The 17,245-nt window shown below is 70.4% G+C and carries 14 protein-coding genes; 7 read left to right on the plus strand and 7 right to left on the minus strand.

All coding sequences use genetic code 11. The features are described 5' to 3' along the window. Positions 1-8 precede the first annotated feature (8 nt). Positions 9-524: a MarR family winged helix-turn-helix transcriptional regulator gene (locus GKE56_RS01350; protein WP_154683037.1), complete on the plus strand. Its 516-nt coding sequence runs from the start codon at positions 9-11 to the stop codon at positions 522-524. A 55-nt stretch (positions 525-579) separates the two neighbouring features. Beyond that, positions 580-2,307 (plus strand): methylmalonyl-CoA mutase, encoded by a 1,728-nt coding sequence (locus tag GKE56_RS01355; RefSeq protein WP_230209100.1) that lies wholly within the window; start codon positions 580-582, stop codon positions 2,305-2,307. Positions 2,308-2,355: 48 nt separating this feature from the next. On the opposite strand, the gene GKE56_RS01360 is transcribed toward GKE56_RS01355, so the two are convergent. Then, the gene (locus GKE56_RS01360; RefSeq protein WP_154683038.1) at positions 2,356-2,985 is read right to left on the minus strand and encodes a TetR/AcrR family transcriptional regulator; all 630 of its coding nucleotides are present in this window, start codon (positions 2,983-2,985) and stop codon (positions 2,356-2,358) included. Positions 2,986-3,119: 134 nt separating this feature from the next. Between GKE56_RS01360 and GKE56_RS01365 the strand changes: the two genes are divergently transcribed. From GKE56_RS01365 to GKE56_RS01380, 4 genes are read left to right on the plus strand one after another with little or no spacing between them, the layout of a single operon-like run. Further along, positions 3,120-3,764, plus strand: a complete 645-nt coding sequence (locus tag GKE56_RS01365) for a hypothetical protein (RefSeq protein WP_154683039.1) — start codon at positions 3,120-3,122, stop codon at positions 3,762-3,764. Then, a complete protein-coding gene (locus GKE56_RS01370) occupies positions 3,761-4,759 on the plus strand; it encodes a hypothetical protein (RefSeq protein ID WP_154683040.1) in 999 nt (332 codons plus the stop codon). The genes GKE56_RS01365 and GKE56_RS01370 overlap by 4 nt, the downstream gene beginning before the upstream one ends. A 33-nt stretch (positions 4,760-4,792) precedes the next feature. Continuing rightward, positions 4,793-5,776: a co-chaperone YbbN gene (locus GKE56_RS01375; RefSeq protein ID WP_154683041.1), complete on the plus strand. Its 984-nt coding sequence runs from the start codon at positions 4,793-4,795 to the stop codon at positions 5,774-5,776. Positions 5,777-5,821: 45 nt separating this feature from the next. After that, positions 5,822-7,132, plus strand: a complete 1,311-nt coding sequence (locus GKE56_RS01380) for a RimK family alpha-L-glutamate ligase (protein ID WP_154683042.1) — start codon at positions 5,822-5,824, stop codon at positions 7,130-7,132. A gap of 5 nt (positions 7,133-7,137) precedes the next feature. On the opposite strand, the gene GKE56_RS01385 is transcribed toward GKE56_RS01380, so the two are convergent. Then, positions 7,138-7,308 (minus strand): hypothetical protein, encoded by a 171-nt coding sequence (locus tag GKE56_RS01385; RefSeq protein WP_154683043.1) that lies wholly within the window; start codon positions 7,306-7,308, stop codon positions 7,138-7,140. A gap of 82 nt (positions 7,309-7,390) precedes the next feature. On the opposite strand from GKE56_RS01385, the gene GKE56_RS01390 reads away from it, so the two are divergent. Next, the gene (locus tag GKE56_RS01390; RefSeq protein WP_230209101.1) at positions 7,391-7,729 is read left to right on the plus strand and encodes a hypothetical protein; all 339 of its coding nucleotides are present in this window, start codon (positions 7,391-7,393) and stop codon (positions 7,727-7,729) included. A 30-nt stretch (positions 7,730-7,759) separates the two neighbouring features. On the opposite strand, the gene pgm is transcribed toward GKE56_RS01390, so the two are convergent. The 5 genes from pgm to GKE56_RS01415 are packed head-to-tail and all read right to left on the minus strand — an operon-like array spanning position 7,760 to position 17,201. Continuing rightward, complete coding sequence (pgm, locus tag GKE56_RS01395) at positions 7,760-9,403, minus strand: phosphoglucomutase (alpha-D-glucose-1,6-bisphosphate-dependent) (protein WP_154683044.1); 1,644 nt, start codon at positions 9,401-9,403, stop codon at positions 7,760-7,762. Further along, the gene (gene glgB, locus GKE56_RS01400; RefSeq protein WP_230209102.1) at positions 9,400-11,937 is read right to left on the minus strand and encodes a 1,4-alpha-glucan branching protein GlgB; all 2,538 of its coding nucleotides are present in this window, start codon (positions 11,935-11,937) and stop codon (positions 9,400-9,402) included. Before glgB ends, pgm begins: the two co-directional genes overlap by 4 nt. Further along, entirely contained in the window at positions 11,934-13,373 is a 1,440-nt protein-coding gene (locus tag GKE56_RS01405) for an aminoglycoside phosphotransferase (RefSeq protein WP_154683045.1), read from the minus strand. Before GKE56_RS01405 ends, glgB begins: the two co-directional genes overlap by 4 nt. Further along, positions 13,366-15,078, minus strand: coding sequence for a maltose alpha-D-glucosyltransferase (gene treS / locus GKE56_RS01410; RefSeq protein WP_154683046.1), 1,713 nt, complete (start codon positions 15,076-15,078; stop codon positions 13,366-13,368). The genes GKE56_RS01405 and treS overlap by 8 nt, the downstream gene beginning before the upstream one ends. Next, entirely contained in the window at positions 15,078-17,201 is a 2,124-nt protein-coding gene (locus GKE56_RS01415) for an alpha-1,4-glucan--maltose-1-phosphate maltosyltransferase (RefSeq protein WP_370518433.1), read from the minus strand. Before GKE56_RS01415 ends, treS begins: the two co-directional genes overlap by 1 nt. Between the last annotated feature and the right edge of the window lie 44 nt (positions 17,202-17,245).

Below are 17,245 nucleotides of genomic sequence, written 5' to 3' on the forward strand. Positions count from 1 at the left end.
CTGCCCTCGTGCCCAAGCCCATCCGCCTGCCGTTCGACCCGATCACCCGGGCGGCGCAGTTGTGGATCCGCAGGTGGGGACGCGGGTCACAGCCGCTCGCCATGGCCAGTGCCACCTCGATCATGCGGGTCCAGCAGCTGCTCATCACCGACTACGACGCGATCGTGGGTCGCCACGGGCTCACCTTCGCGCGCTACGAGGCCCTGGTGCTCCTCGCCTTCAGCCGCGAGGGTCGCCTCGGCATGAGCAAGATCGGCCAGCGCCTCATGGTCCACCCCACCAGCGCCACGAACATCATCCAGCGGCTCGACGCCCAGGGGTTCGTCCGACGGGTGCCGAACCCCGATGACGGTCGCGGCACCCTGGCCGTCATCACCGACGCGGGCCGGGAGGCCATGGAGGCGGCGACCGCCGACCTCGTGCAGTCCCGGTTCGGCCTCGGCATGCTCACCGCCGCCGAGCACGAGCAGCTGTTCGAGCTCCTGCGCAAGGTCCGTATCGGGGCTGCCGACTTCGACGCCTGAGCTGGGGCGGAGGTTGGGCTTGGAATTTAGTAGGACGTCCTAGTAAATTGACCCCATGACCCAGACCCCCCAGCCCGAGATGACCGGCGCGGCCCGTTGGCAGGCCCGCTACGACGCCGCCCAGGCCAAGGGGCAGGTCCGTGACGCCGACTTCACCACGCTCTCGCAGATGGAGGTCGAACCGGTCTACGGCCCGGCCGACGGCTCCGAGGTGCCTGACCGGATCGGCTGGCCGGGGGAGTACCCCTTCACCCGCGGCCTCTACCCGACGGGCTACCGGGGTCGCACCTGGACGATCCGCCAGTTCGCCGGGTTCGGCAACGCCGTCCAGACCAACGAGCGCTACAAGATGATCCTCGAGCGCGGCGGCGGCGGGCTGTCGGTGGCGTTCGACATGCCGACCCTGATGGGCCGCGACTCCGACGACCCGATGAGCCTGGGCGAGGTCGGGCACTGCGGGGTGGCGATCGACTCGGCCGCCGACATGGAGGTGCTGTTCCGCGACCTCCCGCTCGAGGACATCACCACCTCGATGACGATCAGCGGTCCGGCAGTGCCCGTCTTCTGCATGTACCTCGTCGCCGCGGAGCGGCAGGGCGTCGACCTCGGAGTGCTCAACGGGACGCTCCAGACCGACATCTTCAAGGAGTACATCGCCCAGAAGGAGTGGCTGTTCGAACCCGAGCCGCACCTGCGCCTGATCGGCGACCTGATGGAGTACTGCAACGAGAACATCCCGGCGTACAAGCCGCTGTCGGTCTCCGGCTACCACATCCGCGAGGCCGGCTCCACGGCTGCGCAGGAGCTCGCGTTCACCCTCGCCGACGGCTTCGGCTACGTCGAGCTGGGCCTGTCCCGGGGCCTGGACATCGAGACCTTCGCCCCCGGCCTGTCGTTCTTCTTCGACAGCCACCTCGACTTCTTCGAGGAGATCGCCAAGTTCCGTGCCGCTCGTCGCATCTGGGCGCGGTGGCTGCGCGACGTCTACGGCGCCAAGACCGACAAGGCCCAGTGGTTGCGCTTCCACACCCAGACCGCCGGGGTCAGCCTTACCGCCCAACAGCCCTACAACAACGTCGTCCGCACCGCCGTCGAAGCGCTCGCCGCGGTCCTCGGTGGCACCAACTCGCTGCACACCAACGCCCTCGACGAGACCCTGGCCCTGCCCAGCGAGCAGGCCGCCGAGATCGCGCTGCGCACCCAGCAGGTCATCATGGAGGAGACCGGAGTCGTCAACGTCGCCGACCCGCTCGGCGGCAGCTGGTACGTCGAGGCCCTCACCGACAAGCTCGAGGCCGAGGCCGAGAAGATCTTCGCGACCATCAAGGCCCAGGGCGAGCTCGGCAAGCCGCGCAACGCCCAGGGCGAGGTGGACCACCCCGTCGGGCCGATGACCTCGGGCATCCTGCGCGGCATCGAGGACGGCTGGTTCATGTCCGAGATCGCCGAGGCCGCGTTCCAGTACCAGGTGGCGTTGGAGAAGGGCGACAAGAAGGTCGTCGGCGTCAACTGCCACACCGCGTCAGTCACCCACGAGCTCGAGATCCTTCGGGTCAGCCACGAGGTCGAGCGCGAGCAGGTCGCCGCCCTCAAGGCCCGCAAGAGTGCCCGCGACGAGGACGCCGTCCGAGCCGCGGTGCAGCACATGGTCGAGGTCGCGCGCACGGACGCCAACATGCTGCCAGCGATGCTGGACGCCGTCCGCGCCGAGGCGACCCTGGGCGAGATCTGCGACGCCCTGCGCGACGAGTGGGGCGTCTACCGCGAGCCGGCCCGCTTCTAGGTATCCCGCCGTTCCCGGTATGCCGCGTCCGCGCCGGGCGCGGCGGCCTCACCCCTCGCGCTGGGCGCGGCGCAGCCGGGCGTAGGCCACGTCGGCGAGCAGTCCGATCAGGCCGTCGATGAAGGCCTCGTCGGGCTCGCCCGTCGCCAGCGCCCGGTGCATCACCGATCCGACGACGACATCGGCGAGCAGGTCGACATCGACCATCTCGGGCATGATCTCGCCGCGCGCGATGGCGCGTTCGACGGACGTGGCGACCAGCGCGTGCAGCCGCGTGGACAGTGACTCGCGGACCTGCCGGCCGACGCCCGCGGGGTCGCGGGCGGACTCCGCCAGCAGCGCGGCATACGCGGCGCCGGTGGACGGGTCGCGCAGCACCCGCGCCGCCTCGGTGATCCCCGCGCGCATGTCGGCGGCCAGCGACCCCTGGTCCTCGACGTCGACCTGGTCGAAGGTCACCGCCACCGCATGGATCGCGAGCTCGACCTTGGAGGGCCACCGGCGGTACAGCGTGCTCTTCGCCACCCCGGCCTTGTGGGCCACGGTCTCCATCGACATCCGCGCCACGCCCTTGTCGGCGAGCACCTGGCGGGCCGCCTGCGTGATCGCCTGCTCGGTCGCCTCCTCACGGGGGCGGCCCGGCCGACGGCTTCGTGCGGACTTGGGTCGTAGGGTCATCACCGGCGATCATGCCATTGACCACGTCGGGCGTGTTCCAGATTTGTCCTCGCGGGTGCCTCTGGGTCATGGTGGATGGATGCCGGCTGCGGAGAACCCTCCCGCGCCGGCCCGCTCACGTAAGGAATCGTCCTGTGTCCAGCTTGGCCAAACGCGCCCTCCTCACGGTGCTGACCGTGCTCGGGATCGTGCTGCTGGCTGTAGGGGCCTGGTTCATGGTCAACCTCGGCACCTCCGGCAGCGCCACCCTGAGCGCGACCCCCGCGTCGGGCAGCGTCGTCGTCCTGACCCCCTCGGTGCTCAACCGGGTGGACGGTCCAGTCACGGTGACCGCCACGGCGAAGAACGGCGGCCCGGTCTTCCTGGGGCTGGCCAGCCCGGGCGACGCTGAGGCCATCGTCGGTGGCGCCGACCGCACCACGGTCAACGGCGCCCACGTCCGAGACTGGTCCCTGGTCAGCTCGCGCGCGGGTGCCGGACCGGCGCCCGCCCTTGCCCAGGCCGACATCTGGCACCACGTGCAGCAGGGCCGCGGCACGGTGCGCCTCCAGGTCGACCAGGCGGACGCCCCCGAGTCGCTGGTCGTCGCCACCGCGCAGGGCACGCCCGCAGACCTGTCGTCGCTCACCCTCACCGTGCAGCGCCCGACGTGGTTCGTCCAGTCGCTGCTCGCCGCGCTGCTCGGTCTGCTGGCCGCCGCGGCCGGCGGGGTCGGCCTGTGGCGGATGCGCGGGCCCTCGCCATCGGACCGCGAGGCTGACGAGGAGGTGACCTCATGAGGGTTCGTTCCCACCTGCGGGCCGTGGTGCCCCTCGGCGTCGCCGTGTCCATCTCCCTGTCCGGGGTGACCGCCTGCGCCACGGTCGCCGGAGTCCATGCCGTTCCGGCGGCCGCCGCGACCAGCGCCCCGCTCAGCCCCGAGCGGGCCGAGCAGATCGCGGCCCGCGTCATGACCGCGGCGGCCACGGCCCGCACGGCCAAGCCCGCTCAGGCCAAGGCGCTGCGCGCCGCGGCGATGACCGGCTCGGCGCTCGCCGTCGCCACTGCGGCAGACCAGCTCGGCACGACCACCGCCGCGGCACCCCAACCCGTCACCCGGACCCCGCAGCCCCGGGTGCTCGCGATCTCGCGCGGCACCGGGTGGCCACGCGTGATCGTCGTGCAGACCACCGACGACACGGGAGCCTCGGTACTCAACCTGCTGACCTCGCCGGACGCCAAGACGCCGTTCAAGCTGTCGGCGAGCGCAACCATGCACGCCGGTGCCACCGTGCCCGCACTGGACCCGCTCAGCGTCGGATCACCGCTGGTGGGCCCGGGCTCCGGGCTCGCCGTCGATCCCCAGGACCTGGTCAGCGAGTATGCCGCGAGCCTCGCGTTCCCCAAGAAGACCCCGGCCGCGCAGATCGACACCACCGACCCCTTCTCCACCGGGGTTCGCGCGAACGCCGCGGCCCAGCTCAAGGCGTTCGGTGGACTGGCATCCCTGACCCAGACCCACCACCCGCAACCGGACCGGACCGTGGCGATCGGACTGCGAGGCGGCGGGGCCTTGGTCTTTGCGCTCCTCGAGCGCACCGACGCGATCACCCTCAAGCCTGGTGGCAAGTCGCTCACCCCGAGCCCGGCTTTCCAGAAGCTGGTGCACAAGAAGACGCTCAGCTCCAGCGCCGAGCTCAAGTCCTACGAGACGGTGGTGTTCACCATCCCTGCTCAGGGCCAGGCCACCGTGGTCGCCGTCGACGAGACCCTCTTCTCCGCCAAGGGCGCCTGAGCGCCGCCGAGGACCGTGAGGGAGAATTCCCCCATGACTGATCAGCCGACCACGCCCGGCCTGCGTGGCGCCGTCGACCTCACCGGACTCGGCGCGCCCACCGGCCCGAGTTCCCGTCCGTCCTCCGGCGCGCCACGCGCCGGCGGAGCCGCACCACGGACGGATGCGCCAGCCGGCGTCCCCGGCCGGTCTGGGCTCGTGGTCGAGGGCAGCGACGCGAACTTCTCCGAGATCGTCAACGCCTCCGTCACGGTGCCCGCCGTTCTCGTGCTCTGGGCCGCCCAGTTCCCCGAGTCCCGCGACTTCCTCGACACGGTCGTCGCCGTGGCTGCTGGCCTCGGTGGCCGGGTCCAGGTCGTCAGCGTCGACGTCGAGGCCAACCCCGGGCTCCTGCGCGCCTTCCAGGTGCAGACGGTCCCCGTGACCATGGGACTGGTGCAGCAGCAGCCCGTGCCCCTGTTCGCCGGCCCCCAGCCCGCCGACCAGGTGCGAGCCGTGCTCGACGAGCTGCTCACACTCGCGGTCCAGCATGGCGTCACCGGCCGGGTCGACGTCGAGGACGCGACCGTGGACGCCGGCGACGACGGTGAGCAGGAGCCTGAGCTGCCGCCGCTGCACCAGCAGGCCTACGACGCCATCGAGCGCGGCGACCTCGAGGCCGCCGCCGCGGCATACGAGCAGGCCTTGAAGCAGAACCCCGCCGACAGCGACGCCGAGCTGGGTCTCGCCCAGGTCGGCCTCATGCAGCGCACCCACGGCGCCGACCTGCAGACCGCCCGCGCGGCTGCCGCCGACCACCCCACCGACGTGGCCGCCCAGACCCTGGTCGCCGACCTCGACGTACTCGGCGGACACGTCGAGGACGCCTTCCTGCGCCTCATCGACCTGGTCAAGGCGACCACGGGGGACGAGCGCGAGCAGGCGCGGGGGCACCTGCTGCAGCTGTTCGCGGTGGTGGGGTCGCACGACGACCGCGTCCGCAAGGCACGCACGGCGCTGATGAGCGCGCTCTTCTGACAGGTTCGACTTTCGGGGTGCCACCGGAGGCGACAGGATGACCTCATGGCGTCAACACGGGAACACCTCATCGGTCTGTTGCTGGGAGCCGAGGGAGACTGGCCGGCTGCGTTCGAGACGCTCGCCGGCCGCCTCGGAGTGATCACGGCGCCCGACGGCAGCAGCCACCGGGTCTCCACCGAACGGGTCACCATCGAGCCGTTCAACCTGCGCGACAAGCCTCGCCACGACCTGGTGATCGACCGCCTCGCGCACTGGTACTACCACCCGCGCGAGTGGCTCAAGAAGGTCGCGCTCATGGACGACGTCTACCTGCTCAACAGCCCGTTCACGTTCCAGTCCATGGAGAAGCACTCCGCCTACTGCGCTTTGCTGCGGATGGGCATGAACGTCCCCGAGACGGTGCTCGTGCCCTACAAGAACCCGCTCGACAACGCGCGCTGGGCCTTCACCTCGGCGCGGTACAACAAGACCTTCGACCTCGACCGCATCGCCGACGAGCTGGGCTACCCCATGTTCATGAAGCCGTTCGACGGCGGGGCCTGGCGCGGGGTGTCCCAGATCAAGAACCAGGCCGACCTGCACGCGGCCTACGACGACTCCGGAGAGATGCTCATGCACCTCCAGAAGGCCGTCGACGGCTTCGAGGTGTTCGCCCGCGCGCTGACCATCGGTCCGGAGACGATGGTGATGAAGTTCCAGCCCGACGAGCCCATGCACCAGCGGTATGCCGTGGAGCACGGCTTCCTCTCGGACGCCGTGGGCACCGAGGCGATCACCATCGCCCAGACCGTCAACGCGTTCTTCCGCTGGGAGTTCAACTCCTGCGAGATGCTCGTGAAGGACGGGGTCGTCTACCCGATCGACTACGCCAACGCCTGCCCCGACGTCGCCGTGACCTCGTTGCACTACTACTTCCCGTGGGCGATGAAGGCCCTGTTGAAGTGGTCGCTGTACTGCGTGGCCACCGGCCGCGCCCCGCGCACCCAGGTCGACACCGGGCCCTGGTTCGCGGTGGCTGACGATCCGGCGCTGGACTACCACGGCAAGCTCGCCGCATACCAGAAGCTGGCGGACGACTACTTCGAGACCGACCGCTACCGCGAGTTCTGCGCGACGGCGCTGCCGGACCTCGACGAGATGGTGTTGGACTGGGTCGACTCGGACGACTTCCGCCGACTGCTCACGGAGACGATCCAGTCGACCTACCCGCGGCAGGAGTGGGACCGGTTCGAGGGGCACTTCGGCGGGCTGACCCGGCTCTGGGTCACCGACGAGCGCTCACGACTCGGGTCGGGTGCGTCCCATGCCGACGAAGGAGTGGTCGGGGGCCCGGCGCCCGCAGTCGCGCAGTAGCTGGATCAGCAGGCGCGGCACTCGGCGGGCAGCTGGTGACGACGCGCCTCGGGCTGCATGAGCCGGGGCCGGCGCAGCCCACGGACGCGGTCGAGCGTGGCCAGGTTGGGGCCGCGCTTGCTGGATCGGGGGAAGGTGCTGGGCGTGTCTTCGTGGTGGTGGTTCGGCGCGCTCATGTGGTGGACAACGCCATCCAAGCGGGAGATGTTCCGCACCGACCGAGGTCGGTCCCGAACATCTCCGGCTACCCTCACCTTCATGGCTGCCCCCGAGATGACCAAGCCGACCGACGACGGACGCGCGAAGTTCGACGTGCTCGTCGAGGAGCTCAGCGCCGAGCTCGACGTGCAGCGCGCGTCGATGTTCGGGATGCCTTCGATCAAGCGCCGCGGCGGCAAGGCGTTCGCCGGGCTCTACGGCGACGACATGGTGTTCAAGCTGGACGGCCCCGCGCACGCCGAGGCGCTCAGCCTCGAGGGGGCCCACCTGTTCGAGCCGATGGCCGGCCGTCCGATGAAGGCTTGGGTGCAGGTGCCACCCGCGCACGAGCAGCGCTGGCTGGAGCTCGCCAAGGCGGCTGAGCAGGCTCTGGGCTAGGACCCCAGCGCCGCTAGGACCCCAGCGCCGCTAGGACCCCAGCGCCGCGCCCACGACCTCCCTGGCCTCCGCCTGCACCTGCGCGAGGTGCTCGGCGCCACGGAAGGACTCGGCATAGATCTTGTAGACGTCCTCGGTGCCGGACGGCCGCGCGGCGAACCACGCACTCTCGGTGGTGACCTTGAGGCCGCCGATGGCCGCCCCGTTGCCGGGCGCCTGGGTGAGCTTGGCGGTGATCGGCTCACCGGCGAGGGAGTCGGCCGCCACGTCCTCGGGGGAGAGCGCGGCCAGCTTGGCCTTCTGGTCGCGATTGGCGGGAGCGTCGATGCGCGCGTATGCCGGGTCGCCGTGGACGGCGGTGAGCTCGGCGTAGTGCTGGCTCGGTGTCTTGCCGGTCGCGGCGAGGATCTCGGAGGCGAGCAGGGCGAGGATGATGCCGTCCTTGTCGGTGGTCCACGCGTGGCCGTCGCGACGCAGGAACGACGCACCCGCGGACTCCTCACCACCGAAGCCGAAGCTGCCGTCGATCAGGCCCGGGACGAACCACTTGAACCCGACGGGCACCTCGACCAGCCGCCCGCCGACCTCGGCCGCGACCCGGTCGATCATCGACGACGACACCAGGGTCTTGCCGATAGCCGCGCCCTGCGGCCAGTCGGGGCGGGCGCCGCCGAAGAGGTACCGGATCGCCACGGCGAGGAAGTGGTTGGGGTTCATCAGGCCGGCGTCGGGCGTGACGATCCCGTGCCGGTCCGAGTCGGCGTCGTTGCCGGTGGCGATGTCGTAGTCGTCCTTGCGCGCGATGAGCGAGGCCATCGCCGCGGGTGACGAGCAGTCCATCCGGATCTTGCCGTCCCAGTCGAGGGTCATGAACCGCCAGGTGGGGTCGACGAGCGGGTTGACCACGGTCAGGTCGAGGCCGTGCCGGTCGGCGATCTCGCCCCAGTAGGCCACGCTGGCCCCACCCAACGGGTCGGCGCCGATGCGGACACCGGCGTCCTTGATGCGCTGGAGGTCGAGCACGTGCGGGAGGTCGTCGACGTACGTGCCCAGGAAGTCGTAGGGCTCGGCGTGGGCGCGGGCGCGGCTGAAGGGCACCCGCCGTACGTCGCCGAGCCCGGCGGCGATGAGCTCGTTGGCGCGGGCGGCGATGACCTTGGTCGCGTCGCTGTCGGCCGGCCCGCCGTGGGGCGGGTTGTACTTGAACCCGCCATCGGCGGGCGGGTTGTGTGACGGGGTGACGACGATGCCATCGGCCAGGCCAGGGCCGGTCGTGCGGCCCTGGTTGGCTCGGATGATGGCGTGCGACACCGCCGGGGTGGGGGTGTAGCCGTCGCGGTCGTCGACGAGCACGGTCACGTCGTTGGCCGCGAGCACCTCCAGGGCCGAGGCCCACGCGGGCTCGCTCAGCCCGTGGGTGTCCCGTCCGATGAACAGCGGCCCGTCGAAGCCCTGGGAGGCGCGGTAGTCGCAGATCGCCTGGGTGGTGGCCAGGATGTGCGCCTCGTTGAAGGCGGTGCGCAGGCTCGAGCCGCGGTGACCCGAGGTACCGAACGCCACCTGCTGGTCGAGGTCGTGCGGGTCGGGCTGCAGGGTGTAGTACGCCGTCACCAGGTGCGCGACGTCGACCAGGTCGGACGGCTGGGCCGGCTGCCCGGCGCGTGGGTCGCTCACGACGACAGCTCCCTGCCCCGCGCGCCGGTGTCCTGCTGGATGGTCTCCTGCCCGATGGTCTCCTGCCCGACGGGGACGAGGTAGACGGTCGACAGCGCCGCGACCCGCACCTCGACCGAGTAGGGCTGCCCGTCGGCCGGGTGGTCGTGGGCCTCGAGCACCACGCCCGCCTGGCTGGGCGTCCCGAACTCGTCGAAGCCGCTCGTGTCGAGCAGCACCCGCCACTGACCGGGGTGGGGAACGCCCAGACGCAGCGGGTCGCGCGCCAGACCACCGAAGTTCACCGCGACGGCGACCACCGACCCTTGGCGGTCCTGGGTGCCGAACCGCAGGTAGGAGTAGGTGTTCCAGGCGTTGTCGTTGGCGTTGAGCCACTCGAACCCGGCCGCCTCGGAGTCGAGCGCCCACATCGCGGGGTTCTCGCGGTAGACGCGGTTCAGCTCCTTGACGAGGTTGTGCACGCGGTAGTGCGCGGCATGGTCGAGCAGCCACCAGTCGAGGCCCCTGCCGTCGGCCCACTCGGCCTCCTGGGCGAACTCCGTGCCCATGAAGATGAGCTGCTTGCCGGGGTGGCTCCAGATGTAGGCAAGGAACGCCCGCACGGTTGCGAGCTGGTCGTAGCGGCTGCCGGGTGCCTTGCGCAGCAGGGAGCCCTTGCCGTGGACGACCTCGTCGTGGCTGATCGGCAGCAGGTAGTTCTCGCTGAAGGCGTACATCAGCGAGAACGTGAGCAGGTTGTGGTGGTACTGCCGGTGGATCGGGTCTTCCTTCAGGTACCTGAGGGAGTCGTTCATCCAGCCCATGTTCCACTTCAGCCCGAACCCGAGACCGCCGGTCGAGGTCGGCTTGGTGACCCCCGGCCAGGAGGTGGACTCCTCGGCGATGGTGACGATGCCGGGGACCCGCTTGTATGCCGTGGCGTTGGCCTCCTGGATCAGGCCCACCGCCTCGAGGTTCTCGTGGCCGCCGTGGATGTTGGGGATCCACTCGCCGTCCTTGCGGGCGTAGTCGAGGTAGAGCATCGACGCGACGCCATCGACCCGCAGCCCGTCGACGTGGAACTCCTCGAGCCAGTAGATGGCGTTGGCGACGAGGAAGTTGCGCACCTGCGAGCGCCCGAAGTCGAAGATGTACGAACCCCATTCGGGGTGCCAGCCCTTGCGCGGGTCGGCATGCTCGTAGAGCGGCAGTCCGTCGAACCGGGCCAGGGCCCACGGGTCGGTGGCGAAGTGCCCCGGGACCCAGTCGAGGATGACGCCGATGCCGGCCTGGTGCAGCCGGTCGACGAGGTACCGGAAGTCGTCGGGCCGGCCGAACCGCGCGCTCGGCGCGTAGTAGCTCGTGACGTGGTAACCCCACGACGGCGGGTACGGGTGTTCCATGACAGGCATGAACTCGACGTGGGTGAACCCGAGGTCCTGGACGTAGTTGACGAGGTGCTCGGCCAGGTCGCGGTAGCTGTGGTGCTGGCGCCATGAGCCGAGGTGCACCTCGTAGACGCTCATCGGCCCGGTGTGCGGGTTGGTCTCGGCGCGGCGCTGCATCCACTCGCCGTCGTTCCAGTCGTGGCCGGACGCGACGACGGAGGAGGCCCGGCCGGGCGGCAGCTCGGTGGCCCGGGCCATCGGGTCGGCCTTCTCGCGGACCTTGCCGTCGGCACCGCGCACGAGGAACTTGTAGAGGGTGCCGTCGCCGACTCCAGGGACGAAGAGCTCCCAGACGCCGGACTCGCCGAGCAGCCGCATGGCGTGGCTGCGGGTGTCCCACGTGTTGAAGTCACCGGAGACGTGGACGGCCTGGGCCCGGGGGGCCCACACCGCGAAGGAGGTGCCGACCACGGTGCCCATCGGGCCGGGGTACTCGCGGACGTGCGCGCCCAGAACGGTCCAGAGCTGCTCGTGGCGACCCTCGCCGATGAGGTGCAGGTCGATCGGGCCGAGCGTGGGCGCGAACCGGTAGGGGTCGTCCTGCTCGTGCTCGATCCCGTCGGCGTACGCGACCCGGAGACGGTAGTCCTGGGTCTGCGTGGCGCCGGCCCGCAGCCCGCCCCAGACCCCGTCGGCCTCGTGCTGGAGGTCGATCCGCTCGCCGTCCTGGAACACGACCGCGACGGAGGAGGCGAACGGCCGGTAGGCGCGGACCATGAGGCCAGCGGGCTCGAGGTGGTGCCCGAGCAGGTCGTGCGGCTGCTGGTGGCGGCCGTCGGCGAGGGCCCGGACCGCCTCGGCGGGGGTCGTGGGCACGGGTACCGGCTCGGGTTCGCGGGACACCGGTGGCTCGGTGACCTGGGCCGGCTCGGCGGGCTCGCTGATCTGGTCCGGCTCGGCGCCGAGCGGAGGCAGCACCTGGGCCGCCTCGCGGGTGGGCCCAGAGGTGGGCTCAGGGGTGGGCTCAGGGTCGGGGAGCCCGAACCAGGAGCTGCCGGGGGCGTCGGTGCTGGGCGGAGCTGGGGTGTCAGCGGTGGGCGGAGCCGGGGTGTCAGCGGTGGGCTCGGGGGTGTTCTGCTTGGACTTCTTGCCGAACTTCGGACTCACAGGAGGTCCTTCCTCGCGTCGTCGAGCAGGCGGGCCACCGCGTCGGTGGGGATGGTCAGCCAGGTGGGTCGGTTGCGCGCTTCGTAGACCACTTCGTAGAGGGCCTTGTCGAGCTGGAACGCGATGAGCAGCGCGGCGTCCTGGCGTGGGTCGCGTCCGTAGGCCGCGGCATACCCGTCGAGGAAGGCGTGCTGGGCGGCGGCGACCCAGGCGCGCGCACTCTGGCCGGGGTGGGACTGCTCCCACGACCCGCCGGCGTAGTCGAACGACCGGAGCATGCCGGCGACGTCGCGCACGGCCAGGTCGGGCTGGCTGCGCTCCGCGAGCGGCCGCAACGGCTCGCCCTCGAAGTCGAGGAGGACCCACCCGCGCTCAGGCACGTGGAGCACCTGACCGAGGTGGTAGTCGCCGTGGACTCGCTGGAGGACCGGCCACGGTGCGTTGACCGCCTGGTCGAAGATCGCGGCGATCTGGCGCTCGTAGGCGGCCAGCGCCGGGACCTCGGAGGCGGCAGAGACGTAGCGACCACGCATGCTCGCCACCGTGGCGGCGATGGCCTCGGCGCTCACCGGCACCGTTGGCAGCACCTGCGCCAACAGGGTGTGGACCTCGGCCGTGGCTGCTCCGAGCGCCTTCGCCTGCCCAGTGAAGTCCTCACCCGCGGCGACCGAGCGCAACGCCACGCGCCACGCGTCCTCGGTGCCCGGGAAGAACTCCTGCGCGAACGCGAGGTGGCCGTATGCCGGTGGGTCGTCCTCGCGGATGCCGGGCCAGGTCGCGCTGACGGTGCCCACCATGGTGGGCACCCTCGTGGAGCCGGCTTCGGACAACGCTCCCTGGAGGGTCACGTCGGGGTTCTCGCCGGTCTGGAGCGTACGGAAGAGCTTGCAGATCAACGGCTTTGGCGCCCCGTTGCTGTCGACGCAGTCGAAGACGACGGACGTGTTGGACTGCTCGCCCGAGAGGACCTTGGAGCCCCGCAGGTGCGTCTCTGCCGTCCACGAGGGGTGTCGGGCGGGGACGACTGCGGGCTCAGGGGTGTCGGACTCGGTGCCCGCCTGGGGTGTCGCCTGTTCGAGGATGAGGGCCAACAGCTGGGCGGCGTAGACCGGGTCATGGGCTCCGTCGTAGACCCAACGGCGCCCGAGCACGCTGTGCTCCATGGTGCCGACCAGCGCGTGCCGGGCTCCCTCGAGCGGTGCGTCGCGGTAGGTGAGCGGGACCTGGTAGACCACTGGCTCGACCCCGCCCTCATCGACGACGAGCAGGGTCTCGATCCCGACCTCACCGGCGGGGTCGTCGAGCCGCCACGACCAGAGCCGTCGCAGGCGCGGCACCCGGCCCTTGGCGGCATACCACCGCTGGGTGGACATCCAGACGGGGAGGAGCTCGAGCTTGGTCGGTGAGAGCGACGCGGTCTGGTGGATCTCAGCCATGTGCAGCACCCGGAACGAGCCGCAGCCAGAAGAAGTCGCGCGAGCCGAGGGTCAGCGTGATCGTGCCGTCATCGGAGATCTTCGGGAACCCCTGCCCGCCGAAGAGGTCCTCGAGCTGGGCGCCGGCGAACTCCTCGGGGACCCGCACCGTCGCGGCCTGCGGTCGCGAGGCGAGGTTGTTGACGCACAGCACGGCCTCGGCTACCGACCCGGCCGCCTCAGGCGCCCGCTCGGCGCGCAGGTACGACAGCACCGCCTCGTTGTCGGAGGGGCAGACCTCGAAGTCGCCGCGACCGAACACGGGGTGCCGCTTGCGGATCTCGAGCATCGCCCGCACCCAGTGCAGCAGCGAGGAGCTGCTGGCCATCTGGGCCTCCACGTTGACGTTGTTGTAGTGGTAGACCAGCGACGACACGACGGGCAGGTAGAGCTTGCCCGGGTCGGCGCCCGAGAACCCTGCGTTGCGGTCGGGGGTCCACTGCATCGGCGTGCGCACCGAGTCGCGGTCGTTGAGCCAGATGTTGTCGCCCATGCCGATCTCGTCGCCGTAGTAGAGGCACGGTGACCCCGGCAGGGAGAGCACGAGCGCGTGGATCAGCTCGATCTCGGCACGGTTGTTGTCGAGCAGGGGCGCCAGCCGACGGCGGATGCCGACGTTGGCCCGCATGCGCGGGTCGGGGGCGTACCAGCCGTACATCGCCGCACGTTGCTCCGGCGTGACCATCTCGAGGGTGAGCTCGTCGTGGTTGCGCAGGAACGTGCCCCACTGCGTGCCGGGCGGGATCGGCGGGGTGTCCGCCATCACGTCGATGATCGGTGCGGCCTTCTCCTCGCGCAGCGAGTAGTAGAGCATCGGCATGACCGGGAAGTGGAAGCACATCTGGCACTCGGGGGACTCGGTCGTGCCGAAGTAGTCCACGACGTCCGCCGGGGGCTGGTTGGCCTCGGCGAGCAGGATGCGCCCGGGGTACTCCTTGTCGACCATGGCGCGCAGCTTGGCCAGGAAGTCGTGGGTCTTGGGGTGGTTCTCGCAGTTGTGGCCCTCCTCCTCGTAGAGGTAGGGGACCGCGTCGAGCCGGAACCCGTCGATGCCCATGTCCATCCAGAACCGCACGACGTCGAACATCGCCTCGTGCACCGCGGGGTTCTCGAAGTTGAGGTCCGGCTGGTGGGAGAAGAACCGGTGCCAGAAGAACTGGCGCCGGATCGGGTCGAAGGTCCAGTTGGACACCTCGGTGTCGATGAAGATGATCCGCGCGTCCGAGTACGGCTCGTCGGTGTCGGACCAGACGTAGAAGTCCCCGAACGGCCCCTCGGGGTCGGATCGCGAGGCCTGGAACCACGGATGCTGGTCGCTGGTGTGGTTCATGACGAAGTCGGTGATGATCCGGATGCCGCGCGCGTGGGCCTGCGAGACGAGCTCCTGGAAGTCGGGCAGGGTCCCGAACTCCGGCAGCACCGCGGTGTAGTCGGCGATGTCGTAGCCACCGTCACGCAGGGGTGAGGCGTAGAACGGCGGCAGCCACAGGCAGTCCACCCCGAGCCACTGGAGGTAGTCCAGCCGGTTGATCAGGCCCGTGAAGTCGCCTGCGCCGGACCCCTTCGAGTCGCCGAACCCGCGGACGAGCACTTCGTAGAACACCGAGGTCTTGAACCACTCGGGGTCGTGCTTGAGTCCCGGCTGGGACAGGTTGAGCCCCTGCATCAGAACCTCCTGATCGCGACGATGTGGACGGGCTCGGTCTCGGGCCCGAGGCGGACGTAGACATGTTCGCCCCAGTGCCACGAGGCTCCGGTGATCAGGTCCTGGGCGGCCATGCCGTCGTGGTAGTCGAGCCCCAGTGCGGGCATCGTGAGGTGCACCGTCGACTCGCGCGTGCTGTGGGGGTCGAGGTTGGCGACGACGACGACGATGTCCTCGGAGAGCACCGCGCCGTCGGGCGCCGTCTCGACCCGGCGCTTGGAGAACGCGATGATGTTCTCGTCGTCGACGTGGTGGAACGTGATGTTCCGCAGCCAGTGCAGCGAGGGGTGCTCGCGCCGGATCTCGTTCAGCCTGGTGAGGTACCCGGCCAGCGACTGCCCCTCCTTCACCCCGCCCGGCTCGTAGTCCTCCCAACGGCGGTTCTTGTACTGGTACTTCTCGTTGTCGATCTGCTCCTCGGCGCCCGGCCGCGCGACGTGCTCGATGAGCTCGTAGCCGGAGTAGATGCCGTACGTGGGGACCAGGGTCGCGGCGAGGGCGGCGCGCAGCTTCCAGGCGGCGGGGCCGCCGAACTGCATGTACGGCGTGAGGATGTCGTGGGTGGTCGGCCAGAACGACGGCCGCATGTAGGCCGCGGCGTCCCCGGCGAGCTCGCTCACGTACTCCTCGAGCTCCCACTTCGCGTGGCGCCACGTGTAGTAGGTGTACGACTGCTGGAAGCCGGTCTTGGCCAGGGCGTGCATCATGGCCGGCTTGGTGAACGCCTCGGCGAGCCAGATGACGTCGGGGTGGTCCTTGGCGACGTCCTGGATCAGCCACTGCCAGAACTCGACCGGCTTGGTGTGCGGGTTGTCGACCCGGAAGATCTTCACCCCGTGGTCGATCCACACCTGGATGACGCGGCGCATCTCGGCATACGCACCCGCGGGGTCGTTGTCGAAGTTGAGCGGGTAGATGTCCTGGTACTTCTTCGGCGGGTTCTCGGCATACGCGATGGAACCGTCGGCGCGGGTGGTGAACCACTCGGGGTGGGTCGTGACGTACGGGTGGTCGGGTGAGCACTGCAGGGCAAGGTCCATCGCCACCTCGAGCCCCTCGCGGTGGGCCTCGGCGACGAAGAAGTCGAAGTCCTCGAAGGTGCCCAGGTTGGGGTCGATCGCGTCGTGGCCGCCGTCGGGGGAGCCGATGGCATACGGACTGCCCGGATCCTCGGGACCGGCGCCGAGGGTGTTGTTGGGTCCCTTGCGCGCCGTCGTCCCGATCGGGTGGATGGGCGTGAGGTAGACGACGTCGAAGCCCATCCGGGCGACCGCGGGCAGGCGCTTGGCAGCTGTGCGCAGCGTGCCGGACGTCCAGTGCCCCGTCACGGGGTCCTGCACCGCTCCCTCGGACCGCGGGAACAGCTCGTACCACGCGCCGTACAACGCCCGCTGCCGCTCGACGAGCAGCGGGAACGCGGTCGAGGGACTGACGAAGTCGCGCAACGGCCGTGCGGCCAGCTCGGCCCGCACGGTGGGGTCGGTCCCCGCGTGGAGGCGCGCGATCGGGGGGCGCCGGGTGTCGCGCAGTGCCGTGACCGCGTCGGAGAGGATCTGGGCCTGCTCGGGGGTCCGGCTGACCTCGTCGACGGCGCGCTCGAGGGTGCGGGCGCCCTCCTCGAGCATGAGCTCGGTGTCGATGTCGGCGGCGACCTTGATGCTCGCGTCGTGCTCCCAGGTGCCGTAGGGGTCGGACCACCCCTCGACGCGGTAGGTCCACAGACCCTCACGGTCGGCCGACACCGAGGCTTCCCACGTGTTGAGACCGACGTTGGTGCACGTCATCGCGGTGACGTGCTCGCGGCCGTCCGGGTCGACGAGGACGACCGACGCGTTGACGGCGTCGTGGCCCTCGCGGAAGACGGTGGCGCCCACGGTGAACTGCTCGTCGACCACCGACTTGGCGGGCCTCGCGCCACCGTCCACACAGGGGCTGACCTGCAGCACGGGGATCCGGCCGATGGGCGTCTGCGGTGGTTCGGTGGTCGGGGCAGGAGCGCCGGTAGGGCGGCTGCCGGTGCTACCCGTGCCGGGCGCGTCGGGGGTGTCGGGCGTGGTTCCCAAGGGGGTCGCAGTCACGCGCACGACGCTACTCGGTCTGAGGGGGTGCGCACCTCTCGACGGCCGCG

This window comes from Nostocoides sp. HKS02, assembly GCF_009707485.1.
Classification (GTDB): domain Bacteria; phylum Actinomycetota; class Actinomycetes; order Actinomycetales; family Dermatophilaceae; genus Pedococcus.

Coding starts and splice junctions, on each gene's coding strand:
- GKE56_RS01355 (WP_230209100.1), top strand. CDS start 580: ATGACCCAGACCCCCCAGCCCGAGATGACCGGCGCGGCCCGTTGGCAG.
- GKE56_RS01360 (WP_154683038.1), bottom strand. CDS start 2,985: ATGACCCTACGACCCAAGTCCGCACGAAGCCGTCGGCCGGGCCGCCCC.
- GKE56_RS01370 (WP_154683040.1), top strand. CDS start 3,761: ATGAGGGTTCGTTCCCACCTGCGGGCCGTGGTGCCCCTCGGCGTCGCC.
- GKE56_RS01375 (WP_154683041.1), top strand. CDS start 4,793: ATGACTGATCAGCCGACCACGCCCGGCCTGCGTGGCGCCGTCGACCTC.
- GKE56_RS01380 (WP_154683042.1), top strand. CDS start 5,822: ATGGCGTCAACACGGGAACACCTCATCGGTCTGTTGCTGGGAGCCGAG.
- GKE56_RS01385 (WP_154683043.1), bottom strand. CDS start 7,308: ATGAGCGCGCCGAACCACCACCACGAAGACACGCCCAGCACCTTCCCC.
- GKE56_RS01390 (WP_230209101.1), top strand. CDS start 7,391: ATGGCTGCCCCCGAGATGACCAAGCCGACCGACGACGGACGCGCGAAG.
- GKE56_RS01405 (WP_154683045.1), bottom strand. CDS start 13,373: ATGGCTGAGATCCACCAGACCGCGTCGCTCTCACCGACCAAGCTCGAG.
- treS (WP_154683046.1), bottom strand. CDS start 15,078: ATGCAGGGGCTCAACCTGTCCCAGCCGGGACTCAAGCACGACCCCGAG.